This is a genomic window from Streptacidiphilus jeojiense (genome assembly GCF_000719095.1).
In the GTDB taxonomy this organism is placed as follows: Bacteria; Actinomycetota; Actinomycetes; order Streptomycetales; family Streptomycetaceae; genus Streptacidiphilus; species Streptacidiphilus jeojiensis.
The window spans coordinates 107,001-120,078 of the sequence record NZ_JOEH01000012.1; the positions used below are offsets into that span (position 1 = coordinate 107,001).

Annotated in this window: 13 protein-coding genes and 2 pseudogenes; 5 read left to right on the forward strand and 10 right to left on the reverse strand. The window is 70.6% G+C overall.

Annotated features, from left to right (window positions below):
• Window positions 1-48: 48 nt before the first annotated feature.
• Window positions 49-156, reverse strand: a pseudogene (locus IF29_RS49000) (inorganic diphosphatase); the annotation flags it as partial.
• A gap of 70 nt (window positions 157-226) precedes the next feature.
• Window positions 227-757 (reverse strand): hypothetical protein, encoded by a 531-nt coding sequence (locus IF29_RS0117935; protein ID WP_030255718.1) that lies wholly within the window; start codon window positions 755-757, stop codon window positions 227-229.
• 118 nt (window positions 758-875) lie between these two features.
• Here IF29_RS0117935 and IF29_RS49220 point away from each other — a divergent pair.
• A pseudogene (locus IF29_RS49220) lies at window positions 876-1,390 on the forward strand (site-specific integrase); the annotation flags it as partial.
• 238 nt (window positions 1,391-1,628) lie between these two features.
• On the opposite strand, the gene IF29_RS0117950 reads toward IF29_RS49220, so the two are convergent.
• A complete protein-coding gene (locus IF29_RS0117950; RefSeq protein ID WP_030255721.1) occupies window positions 1,629-2,387 on the reverse strand; it encodes a phosphoglyceromutase in 759 nt (252 codons plus the stop codon).
• Between the two features lie 121 nt (window positions 2,388-2,508).
• Between IF29_RS0117950 and IF29_RS0117955 the strand changes: the two genes are divergently transcribed.
• Window positions 2,509-3,843 (forward strand): MDR family MFS transporter, encoded by a 1,335-nt coding sequence (locus IF29_RS0117955; protein ID WP_051725454.1) that lies wholly within the window; start codon window positions 2,509-2,511, stop codon window positions 3,841-3,843.
• Here the strand turns inward: IF29_RS0117955 and IF29_RS0117960 are convergent.
• Window positions 3,821-4,432, reverse strand: a complete 612-nt coding sequence (locus IF29_RS0117960) for a Uma2 family endonuclease (protein ID WP_051725455.1) — start codon at window positions 4,430-4,432, stop codon at window positions 3,821-3,823. The genes IF29_RS0117955 and IF29_RS0117960 overlap by 23 nt on opposite strands.
• A 182-nt stretch (window positions 4,433-4,614) precedes the next feature.
• Here IF29_RS0117960 and IF29_RS0117965 point away from each other — a divergent pair, with 182 nt between their 5' ends.
• Entirely contained in the window at window positions 4,615-5,901 is a 1,287-nt protein-coding gene (locus IF29_RS0117965; RefSeq protein WP_051725456.1) for a GNAT family N-acetyltransferase, read from the forward strand.
• Here the strand turns inward: IF29_RS0117965 and IF29_RS42110 are convergent.
• From IF29_RS42110 to IF29_RS0117980, 3 genes are read right to left on the reverse strand one after another with little or no spacing between them, the layout of a single operon-like run.
• Entirely contained in the window at window positions 5,873-6,715 is an 843-nt protein-coding gene (locus IF29_RS42110) for a TetR/AcrR family transcriptional regulator (RefSeq protein ID WP_051725457.1), read from the reverse strand. The two genes, IF29_RS0117965 and IF29_RS42110, sit on opposite strands and share 29 nt — an antisense overlap.
• A 10-nt stretch (window positions 6,716-6,725) precedes the next feature.
• The gene (locus IF29_RS0117975) at window positions 6,726-7,286 is read right to left on the reverse strand and encodes a thiol-disulfide oxidoreductase DCC family protein (protein ID WP_030255734.1); all 561 of its coding nucleotides are present in this window, start codon (window positions 7,284-7,286) and stop codon (window positions 6,726-6,728) included.
• 13 nt (window positions 7,287-7,299) lie between these two features.
• Window positions 7,300-7,716, reverse strand: coding sequence for a hypothetical protein (locus IF29_RS0117980; protein ID WP_030255737.1), 417 nt, complete (start codon window positions 7,714-7,716; stop codon window positions 7,300-7,302).
• Between the two features lie 182 nt (window positions 7,717-7,898).
• Here IF29_RS0117980 and IF29_RS0117985 point away from each other — a divergent pair, with 182 nt between their 5' ends.
• A complete protein-coding gene (locus tag IF29_RS0117985; protein ID WP_051725458.1) occupies window positions 7,899-9,269 on the forward strand; it encodes an MFS transporter in 1,371 nt (456 codons plus the stop codon).
• 49 nt (window positions 9,270-9,318) lie between these two features.
• On the opposite strand, the gene IF29_RS0117990 is transcribed toward IF29_RS0117985, so the two are convergent.
• From IF29_RS0117990 to IF29_RS0118000, 3 genes are all read right to left on the reverse strand, one after another.
• The gene (locus IF29_RS0117990; protein WP_030255743.1) at window positions 9,319-10,284 is read right to left on the reverse strand and encodes a sigma-70 family RNA polymerase sigma factor; all 966 of its coding nucleotides are present in this window, start codon (window positions 10,282-10,284) and stop codon (window positions 9,319-9,321) included.
• Window positions 10,285-10,488: 204 nt separating this feature from the next.
• Window positions 10,489-11,403, reverse strand: a complete 915-nt coding sequence (locus IF29_RS0117995; protein WP_084714465.1) for an SAM-dependent methyltransferase — start codon at window positions 11,401-11,403, stop codon at window positions 10,489-10,491.
• Between the two features lie 142 nt (window positions 11,404-11,545).
• On the reverse strand, window positions 11,546-11,992 hold the full coding sequence (locus IF29_RS0118000) for a MarR family winged helix-turn-helix transcriptional regulator (protein WP_030255748.1): 447 nt from the start codon (window positions 11,990-11,992) through the stop codon (window positions 11,546-11,548).
• A 148-nt stretch (window positions 11,993-12,140) separates the two neighbouring features.
• Here IF29_RS0118000 and IF29_RS0118005 point away from each other — a divergent pair, with 148 nt between their 5' ends.
• The gene (locus tag IF29_RS0118005) at window positions 12,141-13,004 is read left to right on the forward strand and encodes an NAD(P)H-binding protein (protein ID WP_030255751.1); all 864 of its coding nucleotides are present in this window, start codon (window positions 12,141-12,143) and stop codon (window positions 13,002-13,004) included.
• Window positions 13,005-13,078 lie beyond the last annotated feature (74 nt).

Here is a 13,078-nt window from a genome sequence, read left to right on the forward strand (position 1 = left end):
CACTACTGAGAGGTGCGCTCGGACTGTGGACGGTTGGCTTTCGCCAGGTCAGTGATCTGGTCCAGGTACGCCCGTGCGTCCGCTGTTGACGATCTCCTCCTCGGCCTCGCTGCGGCCGACCCATTGGGCGCCCTCGACCGACTTACCGGGCTCCAGGTGGCCCTGTGGCGGAGCACTTCATCTGGCGGGACTGGCCAATTTGAAGTGCTCCAACGTCAGGGAGCCGTCAAGCGCCTGGCGCTGGGTGTTCTTCACTGGGTGGCAAGAGAGCCTTGAACGCTGTGGTCAGCTGATCGTCGGCTCGCCGAGCCAAACGATCAAGCCTAGCCTCGTCGATCGCGTAGGCGGCAGGATCAGGCCAACGCCTGCGGCCCGCTTGCGCCACGGCCAGGTCCCTGTTGAACAATGCGTGGCGTACGCAGAAACGCACTGCCCTGAGATGCGCTTCGTCGAGTCGGCCGAAGACGTCTTCGTCACCCAGCCGGCAATAGGCCGCCATCAGGAAGTGGTGGTAAGCCTCTTCGTACTGGGCAGTGACGTGATACTGCCAGGCATGGCGCTCAAGGCCGTGATATTCCGTGTTGTTCTTCGCAGGAACCCGTGAGTCCCCGACCCGGGGTCGGTGCTCTGCCCAGCGGTAGTCCACACGCATGCAGGGAAACATGATGGCGAGGTTCGCGTGGGGGCCAAAGTACCGCTTGAGGAACCCCCGTGCGAGCGAGTCGTACTCCGGCTTCCAGGAGTCGTCCACGGTCACGCTGCCCCTCCTCACTCCATCCCTGTGCCACAGAATCTACTGACTGTCGTAGGGAGACGAAACGTATTTACGCGGCCACAGCCGCAGCCATAGTTGGCGCACGAGGCTGGCATCGCTCATCCCCCGGAACCCCTGCAACTCGCGCACGGTATCGCTCCCCATCGTGGGAGAGCGCCGCGTGGTGCCTTGGCTTCCGGAACAGGTCTTCGCCGTCCGGGCTGCCATGTCCGACTGCTTCCGCCTCACCGTGGACATGGGGGCCGGCTGCGGTCTCCGACAGGGCGAAATCAAGCTGAGCCGGAACGTGCCCGTGTTCGCGCCCGCGAAAGGCAGCAAGCTTCGGGGTGTGCGCTGCCTGAGCCGGTCGCCGTCGCCATCAAGGCGCACATGGAGAAGTACCCGCCAGTGGCTATCACGCTGCCGTGGCTGCGTTCGGGTGGTACGCCGCTCACCCGGCATCTGATCTTCACCGACCCGATCGGCAGCCACATCTGGCGGTCTGGGCTGAATGAAGACCACTGGAAGCTCGCCCTCGCTGCCGTCGTCATCATCCCCAAGGCATGGAGCCGAGAACGCGCCGCGTCCCGCGAGAACGGCATGCACGCCCTGCGGCACTTCTACGCGTCGGTGCTGGCATGAGGTGGGCGCACACCTTGAGTGTGAGTCGGGGGTCGGAGTGGCCCAGGTACTCGCTCGCGGCCTTGATGCTCTACCCGCCGTCCAGCAGTAGCCGGGCCCGCGCCAGCAAGGCCATTACAGACGTATTCAAGGTTCAAGATCGGCCGCACTGACGGCCCACAGACGGCCCGAGAAACGCGGCAGCCCCCACCTGCGCCATAGGCGCAGGTGGGGTTCATGATCACCGAAGGTGTTACTTCTTGCCCTGGTTGGCCACGGCCTGGGCGGCGACGGCGGCCGCCTCCGGGTCCAGGTAGCGGCCGCCCTTGGTGAGCGGCTGGTAGTCGGCGTCCAGCTCGTACAGGAGCGGGATTCCGGTGGGGATGTTGAGGGCGGCGATGTCCGCGTCGGAGATGCCGTCGAGGTGCTTCACCAGGGCGCGCAGGGAGTTGCCGTGCGCGGTGACCAGGACGGTGCGGCCGTCCGCGAGGTCCGGGACGATCGAGTCGTACCAGTAGGGCAGCATCCGCTCGACGACGTCCTTGAGGCATTCGGTCTGCGGCCGGACGTCGGCGGGGATCAGTGCGTAGCGGGGGTCGTCCGCCTGCGAGTACTCGGCGTCGGCGGCGAGTACGGGCGGCGGGGTGTCGTACGAGCGGCGCCAGAGCATGAACTGCTCCTCGCCGAACTCGGCCAGGGTCTGGGCCTTGTCCTTGCCCTGGAGCGCACCGTAGTGACGCTCGTTCAGGCGCCAGGAGCGACGCACCGGGATCCAGTGGCGGTCGGCCCGGTCGAGGGCGATCTGGGCGGTGCGGATCGCTCGGCGCAGCAGTGAGGTGTGCAGAACGTCGGGGAGGAGGCCCTCGGCGGCGAGGAGCTCGCCACCGCGTACGGCCTCCTTCTCGCCCTTCTCGTTCAGGTCGACATCGACCCAGCCGGTGAAGAGGTTCTTCTCGTTCCACTGGCTCTCGCCGTGGCGGAGCAGGACAAGACGGTAGGGAGCTTCAGCCATGGCCAGAAGCCTAGTCGAGCACGCTGCGTCTTTCACTTAACGGGTGGCGCCCCGGGCGGTCCGGTGGGTAATCTCCGAAGCGCTTATGTGACACTTACTTCTGCCGCTCAGGAGCACTGCCATGCCTGGAACGCCCTCGTCACCCCTGCATCGGCCCGGCCCGGGCGAGCGGCTGGCGACGGCGGCCAGGGAAACGGTCGGCGGGCTGCCTGCGGCGTTCTGGTGGCTCTGGACCAGCACCCTGGTGAACCGGCTCGGCGGTTTCGTGGTGACCTTCCTGGCCCTCTACCTCACCATCGACCGGGGCTTCAGCCCCGCCTTCGCCGGCCTGGTCGCCTCGCTCTACGGGCTCGGCGGCAGTGCCGCCTCGGTCGCCGGGGGCGTGCTCGCGGACCGGATCGGTCGGCGCCCGACGCTGCTGGTCGCCCAGACCAGCACGGCGGTGATGACGCTGGTACTGGGCCTGGCGCATCCGGCCTGGGCGATCGCGGCGGCGGCTGCGGTTCTGGGCTTCACCAGCAACGCCTCCCGTCCGGCAGTCTCCGCGATCATGGCGGACGTGGTCCGGCCCGAGGACCGGGTGCGGGCCTTCTCGCTCAACTACTGGGCCATCAACATCGGCTTCGCTGTCTCGGCGGCGGCAGCCGGGCTGATCGCGGCGCACGGCTACCTGCTGCTGTTCGTCGGGGACGCGGCGACGACCCTGCTCTGCGCGGTGGTGGTGTTCACTCGTGTGCCGGAGACCCGGCCCGAGGCGGCCGGCGCACCGGCGGCGCCTGCGGCGGCGGCACCCGCTTCCGCTGCTGCTTCTGCTCCTGCTCCGGTCGGGCTGGGGGCGGTGCTGCGCGACCCGGTCTTCATGGCGTTCGTCGGGCTGACCTTCCTGGCCGCCTTCGTGGACGGCCAGGGCAGCATCGCCCTGCCCATCGTGATGGGCCGTCAGGGCTTCTCCCCCGCCGACTACGGCCTGGTGGTCAGTCTCAACGGGGTGCTGATCGTGCTGCTGCAGATCCCGATCACGCGGATCATCCAAGGCCGCAGCCGGGCGCTGATGCTGAGCGTGGCCGCGATGCTCACCGGCTGCGGATTCGGCCTCACCGCCTTCGCGGGCGGTGCCTGGTTCTACGCCCTGACGGTGACTGTGTGGACGGCCGGCGAGATGCTGCGGGTCCCACCGGGCATGGCCATCGTCGCCGAACTCTCCCCGGTCCACGCCCGGGGGCGGTACCAGGGCGTCTACTCGCTGGCCTGGTCCGGGGCCTCGTTCCTGGCACCCCTGTTGGCCGGCTTCCTGCTGGCCTCCTCCGGGGCCGGTGCGGTCTGGCTCAGCTGCACCCTGCTGGGTGCCGTGGCGGCGGCAGGCTACGTCTGGCTGCTGCGCGGCCGGGACACCGGGCCCGCGCCCACGGTGGTGGTCGCGGAGGGGCCCGCGGTCACATCCGCTGCAACTCCGTGAGGTCGATGTCCACCGGGAAGGGCGCGGGGAGTTCCAGCCGGTCGCGGTGGATGCCGAGCAGTGCGTAGGACTCGGTCACCTCGTCGAGTTGGTAGACATGCACCTCGAGCGCCGCGTTCACGATCTCGACCAGCCAGAAGTGCGGGATGCCCGCCTTGGCGTACAGCTGCGGCTTGCGCTTGCGATCGCGTTCGGCGGACTCCTCGGAGACGACCTCGGCGACCAGGAGCACATCCGAGGGCTGGTAGAAGGTGCGCTTGGGGCCGGGATCGGCGTCGGCCCGGATCAGCAGCAGGTCGGGCTCCGGACGCTGGCGCTTTCCGAGCCGCACCGTCATCTCACGTCGGGCACGAAGGGTGTCGGGGGCTTGTCGGCGCAGGGCCGTCTCGAACAACGAGATGGCCAGCGCGTGGTAATCGACCTGTGGACTCACCAGGACCAGACTCCCGTCGATGAGCTCGGTGTGCGGGGGCAGGCCGGTGAGTCGGTCGAGATCCTCTGCCGTGAAGCCCTGCGGCGGCGGCATCAGCCAGTCCGGCACGGGTGCCGGAGTGAGGGACTCCTCAGGTGGTGTCAGCACGGTACTCATGTCTCCTCCGGAAGGGTCCACGACTGTCTCCAGCGTAGGCGGAATCTCCGGCCCTCAACCAGCATGGTTCCGTCCTCGGAGCGCCGAACCGTTCCTGCGGGGTGGCAGGACATGGCATTCCATGGCATCTCGTCGGAGAAACCCGGATGCCGTCCGGGGGACGGGATCGTAAGGTGCCCGGTATGGCGACGACACTGACGACCCGTGGGCAGACGGACAGCGACGGCATCGAGATCCGAGTGGTGCAGGAAGGGGACCTCGCCGAGTGGGGCAGGGCCCTGAGCAGCGGGTTCATGGAGGCGAAGGGCGACGGGTCACCGGACTTCATCCGGGAGCAGTTCGTCCCCGGACGCTCGCTCGGCGCCTTCGACGGCGCGCGCTGCGTGGGCACGTTCCGCAGCACCGTACGCGAGCTGACGGTGCCCGGCGGTGCCTCGCTGACCACCGACGCCATCACCAACGTCACCGTCTCGCAGACCCACCGCAGGCGCGGTCTGCTGACCCGGATGATGACCCGGGACCTGGCCACCGCCGCCGAACGCGGCGACAGCCTCGCCATCCTCGTCGCCGCCGAGTACCGCATCTACGGCCGGTTCGGCTTCGGCCCGGCCACCCAGCACAAGGGTGTGACCGTCCACAGCCGGCTGGCCGGCGGGGTACGCGTCCCCGCCTCGGCGGAGGGCGGCAGCTTCGAGCTGCAGACGATGGAGGAGTACCGCAAGAACGGCCCCGAACTGCACGAGCGCTTCCGGCGCACCCAGCCCGGGGCGATCGACCGCAAGGCGATCAACTGGCGGCTGCGCAGCGGGGATCTGCAGAACCCGGACAAGTCCTGGAAGGAACCGTTGGTGGTGATCTACCGCGATCCGTCCGGCCGTCCGGCCGGGCTGCTCGCGTACACGGTCACCGACGAGTGGCCCAACATGATCACCCGCTCGGCGCTCAAGGTCCGTGACCACTTCGCGGTGGACCGGGCCGCCGCTGCCGCGCTGTGGCGCTACGCGCTGCAGGTCGACTGGATCGAGCGGGTCGAGATCCCCAACATCGCCCCGGACGACCCGCTGCCGCTGCTCCTCGACGACCCCCGCGCGTGTGTGGACGGCGGCGACAGCAGCTCCGACTTCGTCTGGCTGCGGATCCTCGACGCCCCCACCGCCTTCGCCGCCCGCAGCTACGCCGCAGCCGGCCGCGTCGTCCTCCAGGTCACCGACCGTCTCGGCTACGTCGACGGCCGCTGGGCCCTGGAGGCGGCAGCGGACGGCACCGGGCGGTGCACCCGCGCCGACGACGGCGAGCAGGCCGATCTCGCCCTGGACGTCCGCGAGTTGGGCACCCTGTACACCGGCAACGACTCCACCGCCCGGCTGCACGCGGCCGGCCTGGTCGACGAGCTCCGCCCCGGCGGCGCAGCCCGGGCCGACGCACTGCTCCGAGTGGACTTCAGGCCGTGGTGCCCGGACGGGTTCTGACCCCTCGCCGCCCCTGGGCCGGGGCGGCTTTGCCGATGGTGGGGAGGACGAAGTCCTGGATCATGTCGACCGCGTCGCGGACCAGGGGGCGGAATACCCGGTAGCGGGACAGGGCGACCACCTTGGCGACGAAGGGGGCGCAGCGGGCCACGAAGGCTCGGGTGCGTTCGGTGTCCTCGGTGCGGTCGAAGACCCAGTAGAGGACGATGACCATGAGGTGCAGCCAGAGCAGGTCGGGGAGGAGTTCCTCCAGCTCGGGGTCGAGCTTGGGGCCGAGCTGGGAGCCGTCGATCACCTCGCGGAAGATGGCGACGGCGGTGGTGCGGGCCGGGTGGGACTCGTTGGAGAACGGGCTGAGAGCGCTGTTGGGGTCGGCCGCCGTACGGAAGAACTGGGCGGCGAACTCGTGGTACGGGGCGGCGCAGTCGACCCAGGACTCCAGGGCGATCTGCAGCCGCTCCGCGAAGTCCGTGGTGCCCGCGAGACGGGCCCGGGCGTCGACGGCGTGCTCGTGGGTCATCCGGTCGTAGAAGCCCTGGATCAGGAACTCCTTGCCGGCGTAGTAGTAGTACGCGTTGCCGACCGAGACTCCCGCTTCGGCGGCGATGGCCCGCATCGTCGTCTTGTCGTAGCCGCGCTCCTGGAAGAGCCGCATCGCGGTCTCCAGGATCAGGGCCCGGGTCTGCTCGCCCTTCGCCGAGACCGGGGCCGAGACCGGGGCCGGGGTCGAGCCCGGGGCTGGGGCCGGGGCCTGGCCCGGGGTGGCCGGAGCAGGATCGGGGGCGGGGGGCTCGGTCGGCACGGCGTCGTTCACGTTCCTGAGGCTAGCCGCCCGGCGGGGTACAGGTGTCGCCGCAGTCGGACGCGGCGGCAGCTGCCTCCCAGTGGCGACCGTTCCAGACCCATTCCCCTATCCGGACCGGCGCTGTTCCCGGCCGACCGGCTGTCCCCTGTGCAGTCGGTCGGCCGGAAGGCCTGCGCCGGGGCCGCTTGGACCGCGCGCGCCACTTGGCGGCGGCGAGGACCATGCCCTTGGCGAGCGGTGCCCCGGCCGGGGTGCTGAAGCGGTGTGACATGTCCCGGTAGCCGTGCAGCGCCCAGAGGCAGACCACCCAGGCCGCCGACCCCTCGTACACCTGTCCGGAGTCGCCGATCACGGTGATCTCGCGGAGGGTGCGGGCGTGGTCCAGGGCCGGGAAGCGCCCCCTCGCCTGCCGGGATCCGGCCGGGACGAAGTCCATCGGGACGAGCTTGCGCTGCCGCTCCAGCCAGCCCTTGACATGTCGGCAGAGCAGGCAGCCGGGGTCGTAGAGGACCGTCAACCGCAGGACCGGGGCGTCGCCGGAGCCCCGGTCCTGGTCCCGGTCCTGGTCGGCGGAGGTCATCAGCGGCACCGGCTCAGGCCTGCGGGAGCGGCGCGGCCGGGGTCCAGCCCTGCGGCGGGACCGGCGGGCGCTGCTCGCTGTCGATCATGCCGCGGCGGCGGATCCGATTGAGGACGTAGACGTTCAGCAGATGCAGCACGCCGAGGACCAGCAGCACCGTGCCGACCTTGTAGGACAGGGCGGTGAAGATGCCCCTGACGTTCTGCACGTCGGTGTCGCCGCCGCGCAGCCAGAGGGCCACGAACCCCAGGTTGACCAGGTAGAAGCCGACCACCAGGAGGTGGTTCACGGCGTCCGCGAGCTTCTCGCTCCCGTGGAAGACGTCGGCGAGGAAGACCCTGCCGCTGTGACTGAGAGTGCGGGCCACCCAGATGGTGAGCCCGATGCTGAGCGCCAGGTAGAGGACATAGGTGATGACTGTGCGGTCCATGGTGCACCTCGTGTGAGAGACGTGCCAGAGTTTTGAACGCGTTCAGTTTCTGCGTCGGTCAGGACTCTAGACGGATTTTTGAACATGTTCAAGCACGGAAAACCCCTTCGGTGTTGTCGGGCCCCGTTGGTAGGTTCGTGCTCATGGCAAGGGATCAGCAGGCATGCGACCGGTCGCCCGAAATGCCTGAACCGCCCCGAACGCCGGAGCCCGCTCCGCCCTCTCCCCCGGCTCCACTGGGCCCGCGCTTCGCCAGGCTGTGGGCGGCGGGTACGACATCCGCCCTGGGCAGCGGGCTCTCCACGATCGCGGCACCGCTGCTGGTGGCGTCCCGTACCAGCAACCCGGTGGTGGTGTCGGCCGCGGCGGGGGTCGCCTGGCTGCCGTGGCTGCTGTTCGCGCTGCCCGGCGGGGTGCTGGTGGACCGGGTGGACCGGCGGCGGCTGATGATCGTGGTGGACTGGGTCCGGGTGGCGGCGATGGCCGCGCTGGCGGCGGCGATCGCGACCGGCCACCCCAGCATCGCGCTGCTCTACGCGGTGCTGTTCGTCGTCAACACCGGTGAGGTGGTGTTCCGTTCGGCGAGCCAGGCGATGATCCCGGCGGTGGTGCCGCGGGAGCGGCTGGAGCGGGCGAACGGCTGGCTGGTCGGCGGGGTGACGCTGATGCAGCAGATGGTCGCGGGGCCCCTCGGCGGGTTCCTGTTCCTGCTGGCGGCGAGCATCCCCTTCTTCGTCAACGCCGGGACCTACGCGGCCAGCGCCGTCCTGATCGGGACCGTCGCCGGAAGGTACCGGGCCGAGCCACGGAAGGCCGCGGCCGGGGACGGGGCGGGAACCGGGGCCAGTGACGGGGCCGGGGCCGGGCCGGGGACCGGGCGCGCGCCGCGTTCTTCGGTCCTGGCCGACATCGGCGAGGGCTTCCGCTGGCTGATGCGGCAGCGGCTGCTGCGCACCATGGCGGTGCTGATCGGACTGCTGAACGTGACCCTCACCGCCGCCACCGCCGTACTGGTGCTGCTGGCCAGGGAGCGGCTCCACCTCGGCTCCGTCGGCTACGGCGCGCTCTTCACCTGCATGGCGGTCGGCGGCATCCTCGGGTCGGTCGTCGGCGACCGGCTCATCGGCCGGGTCGGCGCGACCTGGACGATCAGGGTCGGCCTGCTCGTCGAGGCCGGGCTGCACCTGGCGCTGGCCACCTCGCACAGCGCCTGGTTCATCGGCTTCGCGCTCTTCGCCTTCGGCCTGCACGGCTCGCTCTGGACCATCGTGGCCAGCTCGCTGCGGCAGCGGCTGACGCCCCCTCATATGCAGGGACGGGTCGGCAGCACCAACCTGTTCGTCGCGGCCGGCGGCAACTGCGTCGGCGCGGTACTCGGCGGCGTGGTCGCGGCACGCTTCGGGATCACCGCGCCCTACTGGGCCGGGTTCGTGGTCGCGGCCCTGGTCTCGGCCGCGACCTGGCGGGTGTTCGACCGTACGACGGTCTCCGCCGCGTACCGGACCCCGGCCTTCGCCGAGGCCACCGACGGGGCGGCGGCCACGGCCGGCTGACGGAGGGTCGGGTCAGGGTCAGCTGACGGAGGGTCGGGTCAGGGCCAGGTCACTTCTCCTCCGCCGCCGGGAAGGCTCCGAGGACGGTGAGGTCCAGACGGCCGAGCCGCTCGGGGTCGGCGAGCAGGTTCATCTCCAGGATCCTGCCGTTGACGACGGTGAACCCGGCCACCGAGACCGGCACCCCGCCGGGCGCGGTGACCAGCCCGTACGCCCCGTTGACCAGCGCCGGACGGGAGAACTCGGCGAGCTGGCGGAAGCCCATCACCTGCTCGGCCACCGCATGCGCACCGCGCACCAGACGGGAGGCGGCGGCGCCGGGCAGCACGCCGGCGTCGGCGCGCAGCACCGCGTTCGGGTCCAGGACGGTGAGCAGCGCCTCGAAGTCCCCGCCCCGGGCCGCGGCGAGGAAGGCGTCGACGACCCTGCGCTGCTGGGCGATGTCGGGGTCGGGGACCGGGGCCGTGCCCTGCACCCGGCGGCGGGCCCGGCTGGCCAGCTGCCGGGCGGCGGCCGGGGTGCGCTCCACGATCGGGGCGATCTCCTCGAACGGCACCGCGAACATGTCGTGCAGCACGAAGGCGAGCCGTTCGGCCGGGGTCAGCGTCTGCAGCACGACCAGCAGGGCCAGCCCGACCGAGTCGGCGAGCAGCGCCTGCTGCTCGGGATCGTCGGAGGCGCTGCCGCCCGTACCCGTACCACCCTCGATACGTTCGATGATCGGATCGGGGACGAAGAACTCCGCGTCCAGCGACTCCTCCCTGCGGATCCGGCGCGAGCGCAGCATGGAGAGCGACACCCGGGCGACGACCGTGGTCAGCCAGCCGCCCAGGTTCTCGATCTCCTCGGCCTCCGCCCGCTCCTCGGTGCGGCTGAGCCGCAGCCAGGCCTCCTGGACGGCGTCGTCGGCCTCGGTGAGCGAGCCGAGCATGCGGTAGGCCACCGAGCGCAGATGGCCGCGGTACTCCTCGAAGCGCCGGGCCAGGAACTCCTTGTCGTTCGTCTCGTCGTCCATCGATCCCATTCCTTCGTCGCGTCGGTCACTGCTCTGACCGACGGAACGCAGCCGTTGTGACGGCGCGGACGTCCTGGGAGCGGAACCTGGGGGCGGAACGTAGCGGGCGCGTGGGGGTTGACCCTGCTCACCTGCCATGATCGTCCGCTCCGTGGCGGAGGCCCGGCAGCCACCACGGCCGCGACGGTCAGGGCTTGACGACGGTCAGGGCTTGACGCCGACGCCGCCGAAGAAGCCTCGGGCGCCCAGCCACTCCTCGTGGGTCGCCCGGGCCCGCCAGTTGGAGACCGGCACCACGCCGGGCTCGATCACGTCCACCCCGGTGAAGAACCGGTCGATCTCGGCGCGGGAGCGCAGGTGCAGCTGCGCGCTGGCGCGGCTGTAGGGGGTCTTGATCTGCTCGGCGCGGTCGGAGAAGTCCTCGCCCTCGGCCTCCCAGGAGCCATGGCTGAGGATCAGCATGCTGCCGGCCGGCAGCGGCTTCAGCAGTTGCTCGACGATGTCGTGCGGACCGTCCTCGTCCGGGACGAAGTGCACGATCGCGGCCAGGACCAGGGCGACGGGTTCGCCGAAGTCGATGATCCGCCGTACCGTCGGATCGCCCAGGATCCGTGCGGGTTCCCGCAGATCGGCCTGGACCACGTGGGTCTCCCCGTGGCCCGGCCCCGCCATCAGCGCGCGGGCGTGGGTGAGCACGATCGGGTCGTTGTCGACATAGGCGACCCTGGCCCGCGGGTTGACCTGCTGGGCGACCTCATGGGTGTTGCCTGCCGTCGGAATGCCCGTCCCGACGTCCAGGAACTGGACGATGCCGGCGGCCGCCGCGTGGCGGACGGCGCGGCCCAGGAAGGCCCGGTTCATCCTGGCGGCCATCCGCATCTCCGGCACGATGCTCAGCACCTGCTCGGCGGCCTCGCGGTCGGCGGGGAAGTTGTCCTTGCCGCCGAGGTAGTAGTCGTACATCCGCGACGGATGCGGTATGTCCATGTTCAGGTCGGCGGACGGCGCGTGGTCCGTCCCGTACGTGCTGTCCGTCCTGTCCGTCCGGTACGTGCTGTCCGTTCCGCCCGCTCTGTCGGTCCTGCCCGTCCGATCCGGCTGCTCCGCCTCCTGTGCCACGGTGCCCCCGCCTCCCCCGTACCGCTCGGCTCCCCGGTGCTGTCAGCCGCCAGGGTAGGTCGATGGCATGCGATCCGTACTGACATTCACTCAGAAACCGTGGCGGAAACTGCGCCGGCGGGAAGAGCTGCGGGCGAGCGGCTCAGTGGCCCGTCGGCTCGACGGGACCGCCGAGCAGGTCGGTCGCGGTGCGGTGGACCTTCGCCAGCGCCTGCATCAGCTGCTCGCGCTCGGCCCCGCTGAGGTCCGCGGTGAGCTGCTGCTCCAGGCTCCGCCGCTCGGCCTCGACCGGGCCCTGCAGCGCGCGCCCCGCGTCGGTGAGCCAGAGTCGGACCAGGCGGTTGTCCCGCTCGTCACGACGCCGGGTGAGCAGACCGGCGGCGGTCATCCGGGTGGCCATCTTCACGACGGTGGGCGTGGTGACGTTGACCGCGGCGGCGATCTCGCCGGGGGTGCGGCCGTCCTGCCTCCAGAGCTCCGCGAGCAGCAGGTTCTGTCCCAGGTGCAGTCCATGACGCCGCATCCCGGCCTCGGCCAGGGCCCGGACCACCTTGTTGGTGCTGCCGTGCAGGTCCAGGAAGTCCGGCATCACAGCCTCCGGCAGGTCGGGAGAGAGCCGACCGCTCGGGTCGACAGGGGACGTCAGGTGTCGTCAGGGGTCGATTGACGGCTCATCGTATACCGGCTAACGTTCCCCTGAAATCGATAGTCGGCTAATGACTTGTCGGAGGGACACCATGCTGCTGATCACCGGAGCCACCGGAAACATCGGTCGCGAGCTGGTCCGTGAACTCGACTCGACCAGTGCCGCGTTCCGCGTCCTGGTGCGCGATCCGGCCCGGGCCTCGGGACTGCCCGCGCGGGCCGAACGGGCCGTCGGCGACCTGGACGACCCGGCCACTATCAAGGCCGCCTTCACCGGCACCGACGCGCTGTTCCTGCTCACCCAGGGCATCGACACCGCCGGCACCGACCATGCGGTGGCCGCCGCCCGGGCCGCCGGGGTGCGCCGCATCGTCCACCTGTCCTCCGCCAATGTGCTCGGCGATCCCATGCCCGCCATGGGCCGCTGGCACCACGAGCGCGAGGAGATCATCCGCTCATCCGGCATACCGGCCACCTTCCTGCGACCCGGCGGCTTCATGACCAACGCCCTGGACTGGACCGGCACCATCCGCGAGGGCGGCTACGTGTTGGACCCGGTCGGCCCCGGGCGCTACGCCCCGATCGATCCCGCGGACATCGCCGCGGTCGCCGCCGTCGCCCTCACCCAGGAGGGCCACGAGGGCGCCGAGTACGTCCTCACCGGGGACGAGACCTTCACCGTCGCCGAGCAGGTCCGGGTGATCGCCGAGACCGTCGGCCGCGCCATCGAGGTCCGCACGGCCGCGACCCCGGCCGAAGCGATACGGTTCCGCTTCCCCGCAGGGGCGCCGCCGGCCCTCGCCGAGGCGATCACCGAGGGATTCGCACTGATGCGCGCCGACACCGTGGGCCTGCGCACCGACACCGTCCAGCAACTCCTCGGCCGCCGACCACGCACCTTCGCCGAATGGTGCACCCGCAACGCCGACGCGTTCCGCCCACCCGCCGGCGCCTGACCCGCTCCGCGGGATCCGACCCGGTCGGGCTCCGCCCATGGCCATGACCGGGGCCGGCATGAGATCGTCCCCTG

Excerpts from the sequence above, each read along its gene's own strand:
- IF29_RS0117950 (WP_030255721.1), bottom strand. The coding sequence starts at position 2,387 with ATGGCTGAAGCTCCCTACCGTCTTGTCCTGCTCCGCCACGGCGAGAGC.
- IF29_RS0117955 (WP_051725454.1), top strand. The coding sequence starts at position 2,509 with ATGCCTGGAACGCCCTCGTCACCCCTGCATCGGCCCGGCCCGGGCGAG.
- IF29_RS0117960 (WP_051725455.1), bottom strand. The coding sequence starts at position 4,432 with ATGAGTACCGTGCTGACACCACCTGAGGAGTCCCTCACTCCGGCACCC.
- IF29_RS0117965 (WP_051725456.1), top strand. The coding sequence starts at position 4,615 with ATGGCGACGACACTGACGACCCGTGGGCAGACGGACAGCGACGGCATC.
- IF29_RS0117975 (WP_030255734.1), bottom strand. The coding sequence starts at position 7,286 with ATGACCTCCGCCGACCAGGACCGGGACCAGGACCGGGGCTCCGGCGAC.
- IF29_RS0117980 (WP_030255737.1), bottom strand. The coding sequence starts at position 7,716 with ATGGACCGCACAGTCATCACCTATGTCCTCTACCTGGCGCTCAGCATC.
- IF29_RS0117985 (WP_051725458.1), top strand. The coding sequence starts at position 7,899 with ATGCCTGAACCGCCCCGAACGCCGGAGCCCGCTCCGCCCTCTCCCCCG.
- IF29_RS0117990 (WP_030255743.1), bottom strand. The coding sequence starts at position 10,284 with ATGGACGACGAGACGAACGACAAGGAGTTCCTGGCCCGGCGCTTCGAG.
- IF29_RS0118000 (WP_030255748.1), bottom strand. The coding sequence starts at position 11,992 with ATGCCGGACTTCCTGGACCTGCACGGCAGCACCAACAAGGTGGTCCGG.
- IF29_RS0118005 (WP_030255751.1), top strand. The coding sequence starts at position 12,141 with ATGCTGCTGATCACCGGAGCCACCGGAAACATCGGTCGCGAGCTGGTC.